The organism is Streptomyces sp. NPDC047017 (assembly GCF_040644175.1).
Classification (GTDB): domain Bacteria; phylum Actinomycetota; class Actinomycetes; order Streptomycetales; family Streptomycetaceae; genus Streptomyces.
In genome coordinates this window covers 142,788-160,301 of sequence record NZ_JBEYVW010000014.1, presented here as the reverse complement: position 1 = coordinate 160,301, position 17,514 = coordinate 142,788, and the positions used below count along the sequence as shown (strand labels likewise).

20 protein-coding genes are annotated in these 17,514 nt (G+C 72.8%); 11 read left to right on the top strand and 9 right to left on the bottom strand.

The features are described 5' to 3' along the window. The first annotated feature begins 62 nt into the window (after positions 1 to 62). Positions 63 to 986: a LysR family transcriptional regulator gene (locus ABZ858_RS23730; RefSeq protein ID WP_361381938.1), complete on the top strand. Its 924-nt coding sequence runs from the start codon at positions 63 to 65 to the stop codon at positions 984 to 986. Here ABZ858_RS23730 and ABZ858_RS23725 read toward each other — a convergent pair. The 3 genes from ABZ858_RS23725 to ABZ858_RS23715 all read right to left on the bottom strand — a co-directional run bounded on the left by ABZ858_RS23725 (position 973) and on the right by ABZ858_RS23715 (position 5,484). Further along, positions 973 to 2,178: a VWA-like domain-containing protein gene (locus ABZ858_RS23725; protein WP_361381935.1), complete on the bottom strand. Its 1,206-nt coding sequence runs from the start codon at positions 2,176 to 2,178 to the stop codon at positions 973 to 975. The genes ABZ858_RS23730 and ABZ858_RS23725 overlap by 14 nt on opposite strands. Positions 2,179 to 2,318: 140 nt before the next feature. Then, positions 2,319 to 3,680, bottom strand: a complete 1,362-nt coding sequence (locus tag ABZ858_RS23720; protein WP_361381932.1) for an AAA family ATPase — start codon at positions 3,678 to 3,680, stop codon at positions 2,319 to 2,321. Positions 3,681 to 3,873: 193 nt separating this feature from the next. After that, positions 3,874 to 5,484 carry a hypothetical protein gene (locus ABZ858_RS23715; protein ID WP_361381929.1) on the bottom strand — a complete coding sequence of 537 codons (1,611 nt, stop codon included), beginning with the start codon at positions 5,482 to 5,484 and terminating at the stop codon, positions 3,874 to 3,876. Between the two features lie 210 nt (positions 5,485 to 5,694). On the opposite strand from ABZ858_RS23715, the gene ABZ858_RS23710 reads away from it, so the two are divergent. Then, positions 5,695 to 6,891 (top strand): SGNH/GDSL hydrolase family protein, encoded by a 1,197-nt coding sequence (locus ABZ858_RS23710; protein WP_361381926.1) that lies wholly within the window; start codon positions 5,695 to 5,697, stop codon positions 6,889 to 6,891. Positions 6,892 to 6,937: 46 nt separating this feature from the next. Here ABZ858_RS23710 and ABZ858_RS23705 read toward each other — a convergent pair whose 3' ends face one another. Next, a complete protein-coding gene (locus ABZ858_RS23705) occupies positions 6,938 to 7,288 on the bottom strand; it encodes a hypothetical protein (RefSeq protein WP_361381923.1) in 351 nt (116 codons plus the stop codon). On the opposite strand from ABZ858_RS23705, the gene ABZ858_RS23700 reads away from it, so the two are divergent. Next, positions 7,287 to 7,787: a DUF6234 family protein gene (locus ABZ858_RS23700; RefSeq protein ID WP_361381920.1), complete on the top strand. Its 501-nt coding sequence runs from the start codon at positions 7,287 to 7,289 to the stop codon at positions 7,785 to 7,787. The two genes, ABZ858_RS23705 and ABZ858_RS23700, sit on opposite strands and share 2 nt — an antisense overlap. A gap of 232 nt (positions 7,788 to 8,019) precedes the next feature. Here ABZ858_RS23700 and ABZ858_RS23695 read toward each other — a convergent pair whose 3' ends face one another. From ABZ858_RS23695 to ABZ858_RS23685, 3 genes are all read right to left on the bottom strand, one after another. Next, entirely contained in the window at positions 8,020 to 8,361 is a 342-nt protein-coding gene (locus ABZ858_RS23695) for a VOC family protein (protein ID WP_361381917.1), read from the bottom strand. 135 nt (positions 8,362 to 8,496) lie between these two features. Next, positions 8,497 to 9,405, bottom strand: a complete 909-nt coding sequence (locus ABZ858_RS23690; protein WP_361381914.1) for a PDR/VanB family oxidoreductase — start codon at positions 9,403 to 9,405, stop codon at positions 8,497 to 8,499. Between the two features lie 151 nt (positions 9,406 to 9,556). Further along, positions 9,557 to 10,186, bottom strand: coding sequence for an MSMEG_1061 family FMN-dependent PPOX-type flavoprotein (locus ABZ858_RS23685; protein WP_361381911.1), 630 nt, complete (start codon positions 10,184 to 10,186; stop codon positions 9,557 to 9,559). A 134-nt stretch (positions 10,187 to 10,320) separates the two neighbouring features. Here ABZ858_RS23685 and ABZ858_RS23680 point away from each other — a divergent pair, with 134 nt between their 5' ends. Then, positions 10,321 to 10,962, top strand: a complete 642-nt coding sequence (locus ABZ858_RS23680; RefSeq protein ID WP_361381908.1) for a TetR/AcrR family transcriptional regulator — start codon at positions 10,321 to 10,323, stop codon at positions 10,960 to 10,962. On the opposite strand, the gene ABZ858_RS23675 is transcribed toward ABZ858_RS23680, so the two are convergent. Together ABZ858_RS23675 and ABZ858_RS23670 are read right to left on the bottom strand one after the other, a co-directional pair. Beyond that, positions 10,923 to 11,045 (bottom strand): hypothetical protein, encoded by a 123-nt coding sequence (locus ABZ858_RS23675; RefSeq protein ID WP_361381905.1) that lies wholly within the window; start codon positions 11,043 to 11,045, stop codon positions 10,923 to 10,925. The genes ABZ858_RS23680 and ABZ858_RS23675 overlap by 40 nt on opposite strands. A gap of 72 nt (positions 11,046 to 11,117) precedes the next feature. Next, positions 11,118 to 11,987 (bottom strand): LysR substrate-binding domain-containing protein, encoded by an 870-nt coding sequence (locus ABZ858_RS23670; protein WP_361381902.1) that lies wholly within the window; start codon positions 11,985 to 11,987, stop codon positions 11,118 to 11,120. A 175-nt stretch (positions 11,988 to 12,162) separates the two neighbouring features. Here ABZ858_RS23670 and ABZ858_RS23665 point away from each other — a divergent pair, with 175 nt between their 5' ends. The 7 genes from ABZ858_RS23665 to ABZ858_RS23635 all read left to right on the top strand — a co-directional run bounded on the left by ABZ858_RS23665 (position 12,163) and on the right by ABZ858_RS23635 (position 17,297). Next, a complete protein-coding gene (locus ABZ858_RS23665) occupies positions 12,163 to 12,465 on the top strand; it encodes a hypothetical protein (protein ID WP_361382166.1) in 303 nt (100 codons plus the stop codon). Continuing rightward, positions 12,462 to 13,253 (top strand): SDR family oxidoreductase, encoded by a 792-nt coding sequence (locus ABZ858_RS23660; RefSeq protein ID WP_361381899.1) that lies wholly within the window; start codon positions 12,462 to 12,464, stop codon positions 13,251 to 13,253. Before ABZ858_RS23665 ends, ABZ858_RS23660 begins: the two co-directional genes overlap by 4 nt. A 376-nt stretch (positions 13,254 to 13,629) precedes the next feature. Then, entirely contained in the window at positions 13,630 to 14,520 is an 891-nt protein-coding gene (locus ABZ858_RS23655; RefSeq protein WP_361381896.1) for a hypothetical protein, read from the top strand. 463 nt (positions 14,521 to 14,983) lie between these two features. Beyond that, complete coding sequence (locus tag ABZ858_RS23650; RefSeq protein WP_361381893.1) at positions 14,984 to 15,727, top strand: hypothetical protein; 744 nt, start codon at positions 14,984 to 14,986, stop codon at positions 15,725 to 15,727. An 85-nt stretch (positions 15,728 to 15,812) separates the two neighbouring features. After that, positions 15,813 to 16,178, top strand: a complete 366-nt coding sequence (locus ABZ858_RS23645; protein WP_361381890.1) for a PadR family transcriptional regulator — start codon at positions 15,813 to 15,815, stop codon at positions 16,176 to 16,178. Beyond that, complete coding sequence (locus ABZ858_RS23640; RefSeq protein ID WP_361381887.1) at positions 16,175 to 16,753, top strand: hypothetical protein; 579 nt, start codon at positions 16,175 to 16,177, stop codon at positions 16,751 to 16,753. Before ABZ858_RS23645 ends, ABZ858_RS23640 begins: the two co-directional genes overlap by 4 nt. Positions 16,754 to 16,907: 154 nt before the next feature. Continuing rightward, on the top strand, positions 16,908 to 17,297 hold the full coding sequence (locus tag ABZ858_RS23635; RefSeq protein ID WP_361381884.1) for a hypothetical protein: 390 nt from the start codon (positions 16,908 to 16,910) through the stop codon (positions 17,295 to 17,297). Positions 17,298 to 17,514 lie beyond the last annotated feature (217 nt).

Here is a 17,514-nt window from a genome sequence, read left to right as displayed (position 1 = left end):
CGATCGGGTGGATGGCGATACCGTGCGGGTATCGCCGCTGGCCGCAGCGTTAGGCTGGTGGGGTGGAGACACGTGAGCTGCGGTACTTCGTCGCGGTCGCCGAGGAGCTGCACTTCGGCCGGGCCGCGCAGCGGCTCGGGATCGCCCAGCCCCCGCTGTCGCGGGCGGTCAGCGCGCTGGAACGGCGTCTGGGCGCGGCCCTGCTGGAGCGCGGCGGCGGCCGGGGCGTCGTCCTGACCGGGGCCGGGGCGGTGCTGCTGCGGGAGGCGCGGGCGGCGCTGGACGCCGTCGAGGCCGCCGAGCGGCGTACCCGCCGGGCCGCCCTCGCCGCCACCGGCCGGCCCGGTGTGGTCCTCGCCGCGAAGGCGGGCGCCTCCGGTGAGCTGCTGGCCAAACTCCTCGACGCCTACGCCGCCGAGCCCGGCGCGGTCGCCGTGGACGTCGTGCTGTGCGGGCCGGGCGAGCAGGCCCGGGTGCTGCGCGACGGGCGGGCCGACGTGGCCCTGCTGCACCGGCCGTTCGACGACACGGCCGGTTTCGACACCGAGGATCTGCGCACGGAGGGCCAGATCGCGATCCTCCCGTCGGGCCACCCGCTCAGCGTCCGCTCCCGACTGCGGCTCGCCGAGGTCACCGGCCTTCCCGACCTGCCGCTGCCCCGCTGGCCGCGTCCCGACGGCAGCTTCCCGGACGGTCCCGGCCCGCAGGTCCGCGACCACACCCAGCTCACCCAGCTCATCGCTCTCGGCCGTGCCTGCGCGGTCGTACCGGAGTCGGGGCGCGCCGTCCTGAGCGAGGGCCTGACCGCCGTGCCGGTGCCCGACGCCCCGCAGGTCACCACGGTCATCGCCTGGCCTCCGCACAGCCGTTCGGCGGCGGTCACGGGGCTGGTCCGGGCCGCCACGGACACCGTCCTCACCTCCGACTCCTCCCCCACCCCCGCCTCCGCCCCTGGTGCGCTGTCGCGCCCGCTCAGCCGATGGTGACGACCCGGGCCCAGGAGGGCGGGGTGTCCGGGACGTACTCGGGGTCCCGCTCGTGCACGAGGCGCGCCGGGCGGGGGAAGAGGCCGACGACGGTACGGCAGGGCGGCGGCGCCGAGGGCCAGGGGGTCTGGCCGTCCGTCAGAGCGACGATCACGTCCGGGCGCGGCCGGGAGCGCAGCGCCCGGGCGAAACCGGAACGCAGGTCCGTGCCTCCGCCGCCGATCAGTTCCATGCTCTCGGCGCGGCAGAGCGGGACGGCGACACCGGCCGCCGCGTCGCAGGAGATCACCGAGACGAGGTCGCGCCGGCCGCCGACCGCCCGTGAGATCGCCGCCACCTCCAGCAGCGCGCCGCCCAGTTCGGCGTCGCTGACCGAACCGGAGGTGTCGATCACCACGCACACCCGGGGCGGCGTACGGCGCAGGCTCGGCAGCAGCACCCCGGGGACGCCGGCGGAGCGCCGGGAGGGCCGCCGGTAGCTGTGGTTCTCACCGGTCCCAGGCGCGCCCGCCGCCGCGCGGACGGCCGCCCCCAGCAACTGCCGCCAGGGCTGCGGGGGGTGGAACGCCTTGTCCGCCCAGCGCCGCCACCCCTCCGGCGCCTCGCCCGGCCGGCCCCTGATCCCCTCCGCGACCCGGAAGCGGACCGCGTCGCGCTGCTGCCTGGTCAGCCCGTTCGCCCCGTCGGGCCCCAGCTCCCAGGGGCGGACCTGTCCGTCCGCGCCGCTGCCGCAGTCCAGCCAGGCCGGCTCCGCGGCGAGCCCGGACATCGACGCCGTCCGCAGGTACTCCTCCATCAGCAGTCCGTCGGACAGGCGCAGCAGCGAGGGCACCACCGCTCCGGCGGGCCGGGACAGACCGTCGCCGTAGATGTCGTCGTTGATCTCGAAGTCGGCGGCGATGTTGCGGCGCAGCCGCTCGCCCGGGCCGTACTCCCCATGCTCGCGCGCATGGCGTTCGCCCCGTGCGTGGTGGTCGCGGAGCAGGTGGGAGACCTCGTGGACCCAGACGCCCGCCAGGTCCTCCACCGGGGTGCGCGCCACGAAGCCGGGTGAGACGTAGCAGCGCCAGTGGATGTCCACCGCCATCGTCGGCACGGACCGGTCCTCGACCACGTGCAGCGCGAAGAGGGCACTGGCCAGGTAGGGACGGACCGTCACGGCGTGCAGCCGGGCGGCCAGCAACTTGTCCATGTCCAGAGGGAGGGGGAGGGGGACGGTGGGTTGGTCGGATGCGGGGACAGCCTGTGGTGGCGGGGGCGCCTTACGCGGTCCTGGGCGCGGCGGCGTGGGCCTGGGCGCCGGGTCCTGGGCCGGGCGCTTCGCGGCGGGTGTCATCGGGGCGCTCCCGTGCCCCGGCCCGTGCCCCACCGGGAGGACAACTCGGTGGCCGTGGCCGGTGCTGTGGCCGTGGCCGGTGTGGTGGAACGGGTCACCGAGCGGTCCGCCCGCTGGGCGAGCCCGATCACCGCGGCCAGCCGTTCCACCGCCTCGGGGACCTCCCACTCGTCGCGCCGCAGCGCGGCCAGTGCCGTCGCCGGGGCGACCAGCAGGTCCGGGGCGCCGGTCTGCAGGGCCCGGACCAGCACCGCCCAGCCCGCCTCCCACCGTTTCCGCTCCGGCCGCGCCCCGACGGCGGCCACCACCGCCTCCAGTGCCGCCTGGCGCAGATCGCCGCGTTCCGGCAGCTCGGCGCGGTCCGGATCGGCCAGCAGCGCCTCCAGGTCCGGGAGGTCCATCCGGTCCAGGTGGGCGAGGAGTTCGAGACCCGGCCCGTCCCCCACCGCGCCCCGCACCAGCAGGGCCAGTACGTCCTGGGAGACGCGCGCCGCGGTGCCGAAGGCCAGCAGCGTCAACGCGGCCTCCCAGCTCCGGGGCGACGGCCAGGCACCGCCGCGCCGCGTCTCGGTGCTCGGCAGCCGGTGGATCAGCGTCGGGCGGGCCTCCAGGAAGCCGCAGACCGCGCGCCGGGCGTGCGCCACCGCCTCCGGCAGCAGCTCCGGCACCAGGCGGGGCAGCTCCGCCCGCGGCCACACCCCGCCCAGCCCGCGCACCACCACCTCGCGGTCGTGCACCCAGTGCAGATGCACGAAGCGGTTGGCCAGCGGCGGGCTCAGCTCCCATCCGTCCGCCGCGGACGCGCGCGGGTTGGCGGCGGCCACGATCCGCACCCCCGCCGGCAGCCGCAGCGCACCGACCCTCCGCTCCAGGACGACCCGGAGCAGGGCGGCCTGGACGGCGGGTGTGGCGGTGGAGAGTTCGTCCAGGAAGAGCAGCCCGCGCCCGGCCCGCACCAGTTCCACGGCCCACTGCGGCGGCGCCATCGGCACCCCCCGCACCGCCGGGTCGTCGCCCACGACGGGCAGCCCGGAGAAGTCGGACGGTTCGTGGACACTGGCGATCACGGTCGTCAGCGGCAGGTAGAGGGAGGCGGCGAGCTGGGTGAGGGCCGCGGTCTTGCCGATGCCCGGCTCACCCCAGAGCAATACGGGCAGGTCGGCCGCGACAGCGAGGGTGAGTGCTTCGAGCTGCTCGTCGGGGCGCGGCTCCGTGCTGGTCGCGCGCAGGAGGGTCAGGAGGTCACCGGCGACGGCGAGACGGGCGCCGGTCTCCGGTCCGCTGGGGGCGGTGGTGGGGGCGAACACCTCGGCATCGGCGGCCGGGTGCGGGGTGGGCAGGAGGGTGCTGGAGGTCATATGGGCATCACCTGGGGTGGGTTGAGGGGGCGGGAAAGGGCGGGCCGTCCTGGATGACGTACGGGCGTGAGGGCGTGCGTGGGTGGAGGCCGGTGTACGGGTGTGAGGGCGTGCATGTGGGGAGGCCGGCGTACGGGCGTGTGTGCGGCGCGGAACGCGCCGTGAGGTGGTGAGGGGTGAGGCGGTGAGGACGTCAGGTGCTCTGGCCGGTGCGGGGGCGGGCCCGGCTGGTCCGCTTGCGGCGCATCGCGAGGGGGGTATGGCGGTCCAGCCGAGGACGCCGGTCGGACAGGGGACGGCGGTCCGCCGCCGTGCGGCCCTCGCCGGCGTTTCCGGCTGCCGGCGCTCCGGCCGCGGGGTGTGCGGCGGCCAGACCCGAGCGGAACAGGCCGTGCTCGACGCGCCGGGCGGCCGCCGACTCCAGTGCCTCCCGCAGCGGGCCGTCGCGCAGGACGGCGCCGGGGCCGAGCAGTCCCTCGACGGCTGCCAGCGCGCCGGTCATGTCACCGTGGCCGAGCCGTTCCCGGACCGCGGGCAGTGCCTGCGGGTCGCGGTGTACGTCGTCGATCGCGCGCAGGCAGGGCAGCGGTGGCCCGCCGAGCGCCACGAGCAGTTCCTCGCGGCGCAGTTGGTCCGGGGCGTGATCGATCGCCGCCAGTACGCCGTCCCGCAGCGCGATCCGGTGGACCTCGCCCCGGCACTGCACCCGGTGCGGGTCGGCGGGCCCGGGGCCGGAGCTGGACGCGGAGCCGGGGCCGGGGCCGGGGCCGGACGAGGTTTCCCGCCACTCCCCCGGTGCGCGGCCTCGCGGTGCGCGGCCTCGTGGTCCGTGGACCGCGCCGCTCGCCGTCAGGGCCGCCGCGACCAGTGGATGCAACCGCTCGGCCGTGACCAGTCCGGCCCGCAGCAGTTCCAGGTCCGGGAGGACCCGGGCCGCCGCTTCCGGCAGTACCGGCAGGGCGGCCACTTCCTGTGCCGGAAGCGTTTCGCGCAGCGGCCGGAGCGTCGGGGCGTGGCTGTCGTCGGGGGCGACGAGTTCGAGCACGGCGCGGTTCCGCGCGCCGAGCCGCACGGTGAAGGCGCCGCGCGGTCGGCGCCCCTCGGCCCGTAGCAGCGTCTCCGCCTCGGCGGCCCACCTCGGCGCGGCCCACGGAGGCAGGCCGGTGCGATCGGGAGGTGCCGGGGACGCCGTCCCGCTCACACCTGATCGCCACGCCAGTTCGGCGCTCCGCCCGGAGTCCCAGAGGTGGCGGTGCAGGTCCAGGCGGAAACGGCGATCGGGATGCGGGTGGGGGTGCGGATACCAATGCGGATGCGGATGCGGACGTGGATACGGATGCTGATGCGGACGCGGATGGTGCCCGGCGAAGGCATCGTGCCCGGTCCCCTCCCCCCACAGGGCCAGGGACATCCGCTGTCCGGCGTCCGCCCATCCCGGCGGTGTCCGCACCACCAGGTGCAGCGGCGGGCCGTCGGAATCGGCGTAACGCGCCAGGGAGAGGGTGAGGCCGGGGCGGAGCCGTCCGTCGGGGGCGATCCGGGGCATGTGCCAGCGGAGCAGATCGGGTGCCAGCCGGCGCAGATCCGCACGCAGGCGGGCCGCGAGGTCGCTGCCGTGGCGGTCGCGCACGGTGCACAGATCGAGGTCGACGTCGATGCGGGCGGCGGCGCAGGCTCCGGCCCAGTCACCGGCCGTACGCCGCGCGGTCGCGGTCTCGATCATGGACGGTGGCACGGCGTACTCGCGTACGCGCTGCCACATCAGAAGGCGAGCGGGAGTCTCGTTCGCGAGGTGATGCGCCATCAGCACTCACCCTGTGCGAACGAATCCCCCCATCGGTACGAGGAGAAGTTCTTCATCCCCGGCATCGTAACCATGCCGCCGACGATCCGTCAGCGGAATATTTCCGCTCCGTGCGTGCCACCCAACGCGCCCCCAAGAGCCTTCCTAATAGTATTAGGCATAAATTTAAAACTTGTAGGCAGACAGGAACAAGGCTATGGTTCGGGAACCATGTACACGGAACGAGACTGGACCACCACACCTGTCACCGCGGACATGCTGCGCGGCCACCTCGACGCGGAGACGACGGCACACGGCCTGCTGCCGCACCGCCTGCCCGCGCGGGCCCGGCGGCAGATCCCCGACCAGCTACTGACCGTGGCCGAGGCGCAGCCCTCGGGCGTACGGCTGGTCTTCCGCACCCGGGCGACCGCCGTCGAGCTGGACACACTGCCCACCAAGCGGGTCTACCGGGGCCTGCCCGCCCCGGCGGACGGTGTGTACGACCTGCTGGTCGACGGGCGTCTCGCCGCCCAGGCCACCGTGCCCGGCGGGAACGTCCGCACGATCACCGACTTGGCCGCCCAGACCACCGAACTGACCGAGGGACCGCCCGGCACCGCCCGCTTCACCGGCCTTCCGGCGCGGGACAAGGACATCGAGATCTGGCTTCCGCACACGGAGATCACCGAGGTGATCGCCCTGCGCACAAACGCCCCCGTCGAGCGGGCGGCGGAGGGCGGGCGCAGGGTGTGGCTGCATCACGGCAGTTCCATCAGCCACGGCTCGAACGCCGCCTCGCCGTCCGCCGTCTGGCCGGCCCTGGCCGCGGCCCGGGGCGGCGTGGAGCTGGTCAACCTGGGCTTCGGCGGCAGCGCGCTGCTCGACCCGTTCACCGCCCGCGCGATGCGGGACACCCCCGCGGATCTGATCAGCCTGAAGGTCGGCATCAACATCGCCAACAGCGACGCGATGCGCCTGCGTGTCTTCGGTCCCGCCGTGCACGGTTTCCTCGACACCCTCCGCGAGGGCCATCCGACCACGCCGCTGCTGGTGGTGTCCCCCATCTTGTGCCCGGTCCAGGAGGACACCCCCGGCCCTCTCGCGCCCGACTTCACCGGCGGCACCCTGCGGTTCAAGGCGACGGGCGATCCGGCCGAACGCGCCGCCGGGCGCCTGACGCTCAACGTCATCCGCGACGAACTCGCCCGGATCGTCGAGCAGCGGGCCGCCGACGACCCGCACCTGCACCACCTCGACGGCCGCCGCCTCTACGGCGAGCAGGACTACGCCGAGTTGCCGCTGCCCGACGAGATCCACCCCGATCCCGCGGCACACCACCGCATCGGCGAGAACTTCGCCCGCCTCGCGTTCGGGAACGGCGGGCCGTTCGGGGACAGCGGCCCGTTCGGGGACGGGACCGACTGAGACCGGCGTGCTCGGACGTGCTCGGACGTGCTCGGACGGCCCTGACTCACAGCCACCGCTGTGCCGCCTCCACGCTGTCTCCGCCAGTGGTGTTGAACGCGATGGCGGCCTGCGGCGCATGGCGCCGGATCAGGTTCAGGACCTGCTCGAACAGCGGGAGCAACGGCTCGGTCTTGCGGATGCCGCCACCGACGACCACGACGTCCCACGGGCGCCTGGTCAGCGACGCGACGAGGGCGGGCTCGGCCGAGGCGTCGAAGGCGACCAGCGTCATGTCCGCTTCGATGCCGTGCTCGCCGAACCGGGCCAGTTCCGCGTCGAGGGCCGCGCGAAGCGCCTCACCGTCGACTCCGGGGATCGCCTGCGGGTCGTAGCCGACAACAAGTGCAGAAGACATGCGGGCAACCTACCGCCCCGGCCGCACCGCACCGCACTCACCGCGGTTGAGTATGGATACTCATGCGCGCCACCACCAGTCGCGGCAGCCTGCAGACATGACGGACACCTCTCCAGCCGCCGCCCGACGCCGACGCCCTTGGTCGTGCCGGACACGCCTGGGCATGGATCTCGCCTTCGCGATCCCGCTGCTCCTGCTGGAGATCGCGTGGCTCGCGGTGGACTCGATCTACGGCTACGGCCTGGACGTCTGGGCGGCGCAGGGCGACCAGGCACACATCGACGCGGCCGCCCTCGCCTACATGGGGCGGCTCCGGACAGTGCTGGTCGTGCTGCTCGTCCTGGCGGTTCTCGCCTGTGTCTTCCGTGCCCGCTGGACGGTGGTCGCGCACCTGCTGGTGGCTCTCCTGGCGGGCGGGCTGCTGTCGGACGCGCGGCAGGAGTGGGACCACAGCCACTCCCCGCCGCCCGGCTGCGTCCGTTACAGCGCGGACTGCTGAGTGCGTGCCGGGCCTACGCGGACCGACCTCAGCGGAAGCTGCGGACGCCTGCCGAAGCAGCGTGGATGTTCCCCGCCGCAGTCCCCCGGCACAATGGCCGGTGCCAGACCAGTGGTAAGGACCACGAGAGGGGATCGTGCGAACGGGAGACCATCTCGCCGGGCACCGGCACAACAGCCCGCGGGTCCCGGGCAAACCGCTCCTGCCTGCGCCGACGCAGGATCGAAGTTCCTCAGTGGACGCAGAACTCGTTGCCGGCCGGGTCCCGCAGCACAGTCCAGGTCAGGCCCGGAACGCTGTGCTCGCCGATGACGCTCGCGCCCAGAGCGACCAACCGCTCCACCTCCTCCGCCAGGCCCGTGCCGGGCGGGGTGGCGAAGTCGACGTGTACGCGGTTCTTGCCCCGTCGCTCTTCGGCCACACGCTGGAAACCCAGTGCCACAGGCTGCGCTCTGACGATGACGAAGTCGCCGTGGTCCTGGGCGATCTCGCCTCCCAGCGCGGTGGCCCACCACTGGGCCAGCTCCCGCGGTTCCGCACAATCCACCGTAATCATCACTGCTGTCAGACTCATGATCGTCACCCTAACCGCGACCACTGACAATCATCAGCACCAGCCGTAGGGACGGTTGGAGGATGCGGGGATGCGGGGATGCGGGGATGCGGGGATGCGGGGATGCGGGGATGCGGGGATCCGCGGCCCGGCGGGTCACAGGTCGAGGACGAGCCGGGGCGACAGGGTCCGGGACACGCAGGGGTACATCCGGCCCTCGGGAGCGCCGATGTCGTCCCGGTGCTCGGGTGTGCCGTCCAGGACGGCGACTTCGCAGCTGCCGCAGACGCCTTCGCGGCAGCCGGAGGGGAGGGGGTGGCCGGCGTGGGTGAGGGCGTCGAGGAGCGACTCGTCGGCCGGTACGGCGACCGTGCCCCCGGACCGGGCGCACACCGCCTCGAACGCCGTGTCGGGGCCGAAGGCCCGGGTCACCGGCTGGAACCGCTCGCTGTGCAGCCGCTCCGCGGGGAACGCCGCGTCGGCCGCCGCCAGCATGGTTGCGGGGCCGCAGCAGTAGACCAGGGTGCCGGGCTCCAGCGTGGCCGCGAGGGCGTCCAGGTCCGGCCTGCCCTCCCGTTTCGTCTCCACGATCCGCACCCGGTCCCCGTAACCGCGGCGCAGTTCGGCGGAGAAGGGCATGCTGTCCGCCGACGGGCCCGCGTACAGCAGGGTCGCGGGGAGTCCGGCGGCCGTCGTCGCGCGCAGCATCGGCAGCAGCGGGGTGATGCCGATCCCGCCGGCGAGGAACAGGTAGCCCGGTGCGGGGACCAGCGGGAAGTGGTTGCGGGGCAGGGAGACGGCGAGGGCGCGGCCCGGGCGCAGGAACCGGTGGACGTATTCCGAGCCGCCCCGGCTGAGCGGGTCGTACCGGACGGCGACGCGATAGGCGTCCCGGTCGGCGGGGTCTCCGCACAACGAGTACTGCCGGGTCAGCCAGTTGGGCAGGGACAGGTCGACGTGGGCGCCGGGCTCCCAGGGTGCGAGCTGTCCGGCAGGGGCGCGCAGGGTGAGGGCGACGACGTCCTCGGCGACCCGGTCGATGTGCTCGACGACGGTCTGTTGCATGGTGATCCTCATCCTCCGGCGGCCGCCGACGGCGGGGGCGGGGCGGCGGCGGTCTGATCGGCCCATAGTCCGATCGGCACGTATCGCATGTATCGGTGCATACCGGTATTCCTTCGTCCGTATCGGCCCGTATAGGTCCTACCGGCCCCGGTCAGTAGAGCTTCCGGTAGCTGTCCTCCAGGGCCCCTTCGAGCACCTCCGGTGCGACGACGTCGCCGAACTGTGCGGCGGCGATCTCGGCGAACGGCGGCATCTCCTCGGCGAGTGCCTGGCTGGCGGGGTCCCACAGCCGGGAGCGGAGCAGGGCCCGTCCGCAGTGGAAGAACACCTCGTCCACCTCGACGACGATCGCCAGTTCCGGCTGCTTGGCCTCGGTGCGCATCCGGACCAGGACGTCGGGCTCGTCGGTGACGTAACCGCTGCCGTTGACGCGCAGGACCTCCCGCATGCCGGGGATCAGGAAGCACAGGCCGACGCCGTCGTTCTCCAGGAGGTTGTGGAAGGAGTCGGCGATCTTGTTGCCGGGGCGGTCGGGGAGGGCGAGGGTGTGCTCGTCGAGGACCTTCACGAAGCCCGGATAGTCGCCGCGGGGCGAGCAGTCGGCGCGTCCGGCCGCGTCCGCCGTGGCCATCATCAGGAACGGCGAGTGGGCGATGAAGTAGCGGAAGTAGTCGTCGATACGGTCCTTCACCTTCGCTCTGATCATGGGCTCGGGCTGCCCGATCCGTGCCAGTACCTCGTCCGGGGAGACCCTTCGAGGGCGGGTGGGGGCGTGCGTCATGGCGACTTCCTTAACCGGGCGACGGCACGCGGCTGCGGACACTCGGCTCCGCATCACCGCAGTTCATGACAGTATTGTGAGCAATTACTCAGGTCGTGCGCTACTCGCATTCACGGCCTGGCGCAGGAGGTGCCATGACGTCCGACCGCCGTGGACTTCAGCCACGTAAACAGCCCCGGCAGGTCCGGGCGGAGCTGACCCGGCAGCGCATTCTCGACGCCGCTGCTCACGTTTTCGCCGAGTACGGGTACGCGGCGGGGACCACCAACCGGATCGCGGAGCGCGCCCGGGTGTCGATCGGGTCGCTGTACCAGTACTACCCGAACAAGGACGCGATCCTGGTCGAGCTGCTGACCCGGCATCTCGACGCCGGGATGGCCGCCACCCCGCTGGAGGGGGACGAGCCGCTGCCCGAGTCCATCGAGGGCATCTTGCGCTTCCACGTGCGCAAGGTGATCGAGAACCACCGCGACGATCCGCAGCTGCTCCGCGTGATGCAGGAACAGGGGCCGCGTGCACCGGAGTTGCTGGAGCGGATCGCCCGCGACGAGCTGCGGCGGATCGCCTACACCCGCAGGCTGCTGCGGAACCATCCGGAGGTGCGGGTCGCGGACGTCGACGTCGCCGCCCGGCTCGTCGTCTCCACGGTGGAGACGGTGGTGCACAGGGTGATGGCGGGGCCCGGCCAGGTCGACACCGCGCGGTTCGAGGAAGAACTGGTCGCCATGCTCACCCGCTATCTGACGGGCGGACCGGCTGCGGGGCCAGGGGACTGACGCGGCGGCCGGTCCGGCGATCGCCGCGAACACGGCCGCGCCGAGGAAGCCCCGGCGCTCAGCAGTGCGTAGCCGGTCTCCACCGGGATCGCGTCCCGTTCGGCCTGGGTCCGTGGTCCGGTGGTCAGGCCGCGAGGATCGCACTCAGGACGCACTCAGGACGGCCCCGGGTCCATGGCATCATCGCGCGGCCGGGATCTGAGCGCGGCGGTCACGAAGGACGCGACCGCCGGTCGGCGGTCCTGTTCGTTCCAGGCGAGGACGAGGCGGCTGGGCGGGGCGTCGGTCACCGGGACGCAGGTCAGGCCGGGCGGGGCCGGTTCGACCAGGGAGCGCGGGAGGACACCGATCATCCGGCCCACCGTGATCAGCTGGAACAGCTGCACCACGTCGACGACCTCGGGGCCGGTGCCGTCGCCGCCGGGGATCCCTCTCCAGCGCGGCAGCGTCTCCCCCGCCAGGTCGGACATGCGCACCGAGGTCCGACCGGCCAGCCGGTGTCCGGACGGGACGATGGCGACGCGGTCCTCGGCGTGCAGCGTCTGGTGGGCCAGGCCGTCGAGGTCGTCGAACGGCGCGTAGAGCAGGCCGACGTCGGCCCGGCCGTCGCGCAGGAAGTCGGTGCGGTCGGCGGGGCCGCTGAACAGGATGTCCACCCGGCGGGCGTCGTGCTGTTGGGCGTACTCGGCCAGGATCTGCGACAGCAGGCCGGCGTCGCCGCCGGGCTTGAGCACGAGCCGCAGATGGGGCTGGGCGGCGCCGGCGCGCCGGGCCCGCTGGACGGCGGCGCCGACCGCGTTGAGCGCGTGCCGCCCGTGTTCCCGCAACGCCTCGCCGGCCGGGGTGAGTCCGACGTGCCGGCTGGAGCGGGTGAACAGCGGGACACCGAGCCGGGTCTCCATCCGCCGGATCGCCTTCGACAGCGCCGGCTGGGCGATCGAGAGCCGTGCGGCGGCCCGGCCGAAGTGCAGTTCGTCGGCGACGGCGAGGAAGTACTCCAGCTCGCGGGTCTCCAGTTCAACCATGCCTCCAGGTTATCGCCCGATGGCGAACAGGTCTTGGACGCCGGCGGTGTACGCCGCCGAGAATCGAGCCATGCCCGAGCACATGGAGCACGGGGAACTCAGGAGGCAGGACATGAAGCAGGACATGAAGCAGGACGTGGAGCAGGACGTGACCCAAACCGCACTTCAGCACACGATGATCGTGTCCTTCGATCCGCCACTGCCCGACGCCGACCTCAACCGATACCTCACGGATATCGAACGGGCCATGCTCGACACCGGTCTCGTCGAGTCGGTCGCGGCCCGGCGGCACCTCCCGGTTCCCGGCGAAGAGGCCATCCCGGCGCTGATCGCGACCGCGATCGTGCAGATCGCCGTCACCGGCATCGACGCGCTGGCGAAGGCGTTCACCGCGCCCGGCCTGCACGAGGTCATCGAGCACTGGCAGTCGCGGCACCCGTACAAGGTCGCCTGGGCGAATCACGAGCCGCTGGCATGAGCGGCGTGTCCCAGAACGCGGACCGCCGGCCCGCGGCCCCCCGGACCGCAGACCCCAGGCGGGTGGGGCTGGTGACCGGCGCGGGCAGCGGGATCGGCCGTGCGGCGGCGCTCCGGTTCGCGCGCGACGGTGCCGCGGTCGCCGTGCTCGACATCGACGCGGGCACGGCGGCCGAGACGGCCGAGTTGATCCGGCAGGACGGCGGGGAAGCACTGGCCGTCACCGTCGACATCGCCGACGAACACTCCGTGCGGACGGCCGTCGAGCGTACGGTCGCGGTGTACGGCGGCCTCGACTTCGCCGTGAACAACGCGGGCCTGGCCTCGCACCACCGGCGGCTGGACCGGATGACCCTGGCCGAGTTCGAGCGCGTGGTCCACGTCAACCTGGCCGGGACCTTCCTGTGCATGAAGTACGAGCTGCCCCTGCTCACGGGAGGCGGCGCGATCGTCAACATCGCCTCCAACGGCGGCCTGTACGCGATTGGGCACGCCCCCGCCTACGTGGCCGCCAAGCACGGCGTCGTCGGGCTCACCAAGGCCGCCGCGGTCGACCACGCGCCGGACGGTGTCCGGGTCAACGCCGTCTGTCCCGGCCCGACTCGCACGCCCGGGTTCGAGACGGTGGCGGCCGGCACCGACATGGTCGCCTCGCAGGAGGCGATCACGCCGCTCGGCCGGCTGGCCGCGCCGGAGGAGGCCGCGGCGGCGGCCGTCTGGCTCTGCTCGGACGCCGCCTCGTACGTCACCGGGATCGCGCTGTCGGTCGACGGGGGGCGGCGGGCGTGAGGGGCGTCGCGGTCGAGGAGCGGGGGGATGGCCGGGTGCGCGCGGTCGAGCGTGCTCCGGTGCCGCGTGCCCGGCTCGTCGATCTCGGCGCCCAGCGGCGGGAGATGGACGCACTCGGGCAGGAGATGGCGGTGCTGGGCCTCCGATCCGCCCTCGGTGCAGCCTTGTCCGGCGGCCGGGGCAGTCGGACCGGATGAGGCGGCCGGGGCCGGCCCGTCGCAACGCATGGGCGGGCTGCTCCGGTGTGGTTGCAGGAGCGCAACGGCGGGCTGACGTCAGCGAAGGCGACGCCGAAGATCCAGGTCAAGGTGTGGTGACGGTGCGCGGCCGGGCACGAGTGGGAGGAGAACATCTCCACCCGCACCACGTTGCCGAAGTGGAAGGGGGCGACGTCGCGGCCTGCCGTGAGTGCGTCGCGTACAAGGTCTCCTTCACCCACCCGGACCGCGGGCACACCGCGTGGGTCACCCCTGAGGCCGCGGCGAAGAAGCGGGGACGCTGTTGGAAGTGCCGGCAGGAGTGGTGGCAGGCCATCGAGAAGCGGCTGAAGAAGGAGCTGCCGGCCGCCGCGAAGGCCGTCGCCGGGCGCGCGGGCACGCTGCTGGACGCCGTCCCCGCGCCCGCCAAGGTCCCCGCGCCGCTGGTCACCGAGTGGCGGTGGTGGGCAGCCAAGCTCCCGATGGGCGGGGAGGGCCGCACTGACGAGATGCCGGCCCAGGTCACCGAGATGGCCGCCCGGCCGCTGCCGGCCAAGGAGGAAGCCGGGCGCGCGGTGGCCCACGGCGGGGTGCTGCGGCTCCTGGACCAGGCGCACTGGGCCGAGGGCCAGCTCCACCAGCTCACCGGCCGCGCGGCCCGCAGGGTGGACAAGGACGACCTGGAGAACACGGCTCGGCTCCTGGGCGAGATCCTCGCCGCCTGGTCCCAGCGGGCCGCCGAAGCCGTCGCCGCCGACCGCGCGAAGGGGTACGGGCCGCCCTCAACCGCCGAAGTCACCCGAGTCCTGACCAAGGTCATGCTCTCCCTGAAGGATGAGCTGGTGCGCGACAGCCCGCTCGCCCCCTACGCCCGCGCCTACAAGGTACTGCGGCTACCCGCAGTACCGGAGGGCAAGGGCCGCTACGGCCGGGCCGACGTGGGTGATCTGGATTCCCTGCGGGCCGAACTTCGTGATCGAGATCGACTCCGCACCGAACCCGGCCTCTGCCGAGAAGCTCGTCTTCGCCCGCGACGCCGGCGCCTTCCCGCTATGGGTCCGCTTCGGTGAGGGCGGCATCGAGAAGATCGACGACGTGATGGTCCTGAATATCCGAGACGCGGTGCGCGGTGTCCTCGACGTGGGAGCCGAGTGACTCCCGTCCGTGTCCCGGCGAAACCCTGCCTGTCGTCGAACGAGCGAATGACGACAGGCGCGGCGGGCGTCCAATGAACCCGGACTTTTCGGGGCTCGGATCCCATCAGATCCGATGGTGGCTGATGACGGGGTTTGCTGACAGTCAGGGTCGGATGCAACCACCACAGCGGAGAGCGGCATGGCCAATCTGGCCTGGTCTACAAGCGGGTGTCGACCGACCAGCAGTCGACCGGCCGTCAGAACCTCGTCCTGGACGTGGCCGGGATCGAGGACCCGGTCGTCTTCGAGGAGGACGCCGGGCACCTCCAGCCGCCTCCACCCGCTGGAGCGGCCGAAGTTCGGCGAGCTGCTCAGGTACGCGCGGCCGGGCGATACCGTGCACATCTCCGAGATGTTCCGCCTCGTGCGCGGCACCGGGCACATCCTCGACGTGCTCGACATCCTCCACCGTGACCCTCTCGCCCTGCGTGTCCACCACCGTGACCCTCTCGCCCTGCGTGTCCACGACGGCGCGTTCTCCGCGATGGACCTCGCCGCCCGCCACCCGCGCACCAGCGAGCTGCTGTCCACGGTGAAGTTCATGGTGCAGACCCTCGCCGCCGGCGAACTCCAGCACGACCTCCAGCGGGAGATGACGTACGACGGACTGCGGGCCGCTGAAGCCAAGGGCGCGACAAGGGCGCCCGACGCCCGGCCGTCACGGCAGGGAAGGCCGCCGCCGTACGCGCCGCGTATCTGGGCGGCCGGTCCATCGCCGGCCTGGCCCCGCGACCACCACGTCAGCCGCGGGGCCATCCGTACCGCTGTCGCCGACCTCCTGCCCGAGTACACCGCCGTCGACCAGGACGCCCCGGAGCTGCCGGTCGTCCTCGACATGCCGGGCAAGGTCGCGGACTTCCTGCGTGCCGCCGACCTGGAGCCCGCCGAGCGGGCCGCGCTCGACCAGGGAATGACCGTACGGCGCGGCCAGGGTTACCCCCTGCGCGTCAGCGCCGCACCTGAAGTCCACTGCCAGCCCCTCGACGGCACCCAGGGAGCCCCGGCCGTCCCCGCACAACGCAAGGCCCGCCGCGCGTACGAGAACCGCGTCAACACCCTCACCGCCGACATCCGCCGCTGATCCCGTCAGACGTTCGAGATCATCCCGTGGCGTGTTCCTGGCGTATCGGGAACCGGAGTTGACACGCTGGGGTAGTATGCATTGCATGGTAGCTGGCAAAGCAAGCAATCACGTGGAGGCCCGCGGTGTGAGCCAGCTGCGCAAGGGCGTGCTGGAGTACTGCGTCCTGGCGTTGCTGCGTGACAGGCCCCGCTATGGGGTGGAGCTGCTGGAGGCTCTTGCGGATACGCCGGTCATGGCGACCAGCCAGGGGACGCTGTATCCGCTCCTGTCCCGTCTGCGCAGAAGTGGCCTGGCGGACACCTCCCTGGTGGAGTCGGCCAGCGGGCCGTCTCGTAGGTACTACGAACTGACCGACCAGGGCCGGCAGGCCCTGGAGGAGTTCTCCGGGCACTGGCCCGGTTTCCGTGACGCTGTTGACCGTTTCCTCGTTTCTGGAGCTGAATCATGAGCAACGCCCTGACCCACCCGCTGGTTCGCGCTTACCTGGCCTCGGTCGACAGGGAAGCAGCAGTGCTGTCCGACGACCGGCGCCGTGACCTGGTGGCGGACCTGCGCGAGCACATCGAGTCCGTGCTGCCGCAGGACGCCGATGACGCGACGGTCCAGCAGGCCCTGGACCAGCTGGGCACCCCCCGGGAGATCGCCGCCGCCGCGATCGCCGAAGAGCCCGGCGTCAACGCGCTGCAGCCGGAAAGCGACGCGCGCACCAATCGGACCCTGGGCATGATGGTTCTGGGCGCCCCGTTCTTCTGGGTCCTCGGTATCGGCCTCGTCGTGGCCGTCCTTGCCGCCGTGCGGATCTGGCGCTCTACAGCCTGGACCAGGCGGGACAAGCGCCTGGGCATCCTCTGCGCTTTCTCACCCCTACTGGTGACCCCCGCGGTTGCCGCACCGTTCGCCATCGCCGGCGGCCTCGGCGTTGCCGCGCTCATAGGCACATTCCTGATCGCCGTGGTGATCCCGCTGGCCGGAGCCATCCGACTGGGACGCACCGCCGCACGCCTGCACCCCCACGCAGCCTGAAAGACCCGCCTCTACGGATCCCGCTCCGAGCGGGACACGGCCCGCCTGACCGCCGTCTCACACGACATCCTGCGTCGGATCGGCCCCGGTCACCAGTCTCGCCACATCGGCCTTCAACGCCACCTGGCATCCCGCCCTGTTCCATGGGGTCGATGTGGAGGGCGGCGAGGCCGCGGCCGTGCGCGGGCTCGCCCCGGTCCTGGGCCGGCTCCGTCACGACGCCGAGCTGGTCATCGAGGTCGCCCCCAGGCTGCCGGCCAAGCAGGGCCAGGCCGTTGACGACGTCCTCGGCCCGCTGCCCGAGCATGGCTTCCATGTCTACCGGCCGCCCAACGACTACGCCGCGGCCAGCTACCCGGCCGCCCTGCGCCGGCCCGTGCCGCCAGTGCGGTGCCACGGGCCCGTCACGGAGATGAGCGACCTGGTCTTCTCCCGCACCGACGCCGCCACCCTGCCGCCCCGGCCCTGGACCAAGGCCCGTACGCTCCAGGCGCCCCGGGCAGGGAGCGTGACGGCCCTCGCCCGGGGCGTCGCCAGCCGTTGACCGGGCCCACCGATGGGCCGACTTCGGGCTCATCCGCAGGCGTCGTGCCACATCCGGTGGCTCGATCTGCTGCTCGAACAGCTCAGCCACCCGCATCCGGTTGGTTTCCCCTGACGTCCCGCGGGGGCCAGGCCCGCCCCCATCCGCATACCTCTCACCACACGGATACGGCCGCCGTACGCGCTCCTCCCGAAAACGTTCGAAAAACCGCACGCAA

Coding starts and splice junctions, on each gene's coding strand:
- ABZ858_RS23670 (WP_361381902.1), bottom strand. CDS start 11,987: ATGGTTGAACTGGAGACCCGCGAGCTGGAGTACTTCCTCGCCGTCGCC.
- ABZ858_RS23725 (WP_361381935.1), bottom strand. CDS start 2,178: ATGGACAAGTTGCTGGCCGCCCGGCTGCACGCCGTGACGGTCCGTCCC.
- ABZ858_RS23715 (WP_361381929.1), bottom strand. CDS start 5,484: ATGGCGCATCACCTCGCGAACGAGACTCCCGCTCGCCTTCTGATGTGG.
- ABZ858_RS23640 (WP_361381887.1), top strand. CDS start 16,175: ATGAGCAACGCCCTGACCCACCCGCTGGTTCGCGCTTACCTGGCCTCG.
- ABZ858_RS23685 (WP_361381911.1), bottom strand. CDS start 10,186: ATGACGCACGCCCCCACCCGCCCTCGAAGGGTCTCCCCGGACGAGGTA.
- ABZ858_RS23660 (WP_361381899.1), top strand. CDS start 12,462: ATGAGCGGCGTGTCCCAGAACGCGGACCGCCGGCCCGCGGCCCCCCGG.
- ABZ858_RS23705 (WP_361381923.1), bottom strand. CDS start 7,288: ATGTCTTCTGCACTTGTTGTCGGCTACGACCCGCAGGCGATCCCCGGA.
- ABZ858_RS23700 (WP_361381920.1), top strand. CDS start 7,287: ATGCGGGCAACCTACCGCCCCGGCCGCACCGCACCGCACTCACCGCGG.
- ABZ858_RS23710 (WP_361381926.1), top strand. CDS start 5,695: ATGTACACGGAACGAGACTGGACCACCACACCTGTCACCGCGGACATG.
- ABZ858_RS23695 (WP_361381917.1), bottom strand. CDS start 8,361: ATGAGTCTGACAGCAGTGATGATTACGGTGGATTGTGCGGAACCGCGG.
- ABZ858_RS23665 (WP_361382166.1), top strand. CDS start 12,163: ATGATCGTGTCCTTCGATCCGCCACTGCCCGACGCCGACCTCAACCGA.
- ABZ858_RS23720 (WP_361381932.1), bottom strand. CDS start 3,680: ATGACCTCCAGCACCCTCCTGCCCACCCCGCACCCGGCCGCCGATGCC.
- ABZ858_RS23645 (WP_361381890.1), top strand. CDS start 15,813: ATGGTAGCTGGCAAAGCAAGCAATCACGTGGAGGCCCGCGGTGTGAGC.
- ABZ858_RS23690 (WP_361381914.1), bottom strand. CDS start 9,405: ATGCAACAGACCGTCGTCGAGCACATCGACCGGGTCGCCGAGGACGTC.
- ABZ858_RS23680 (WP_361381908.1), top strand. CDS start 10,321: ATGACGTCCGACCGCCGTGGACTTCAGCCACGTAAACAGCCCCGGCAG.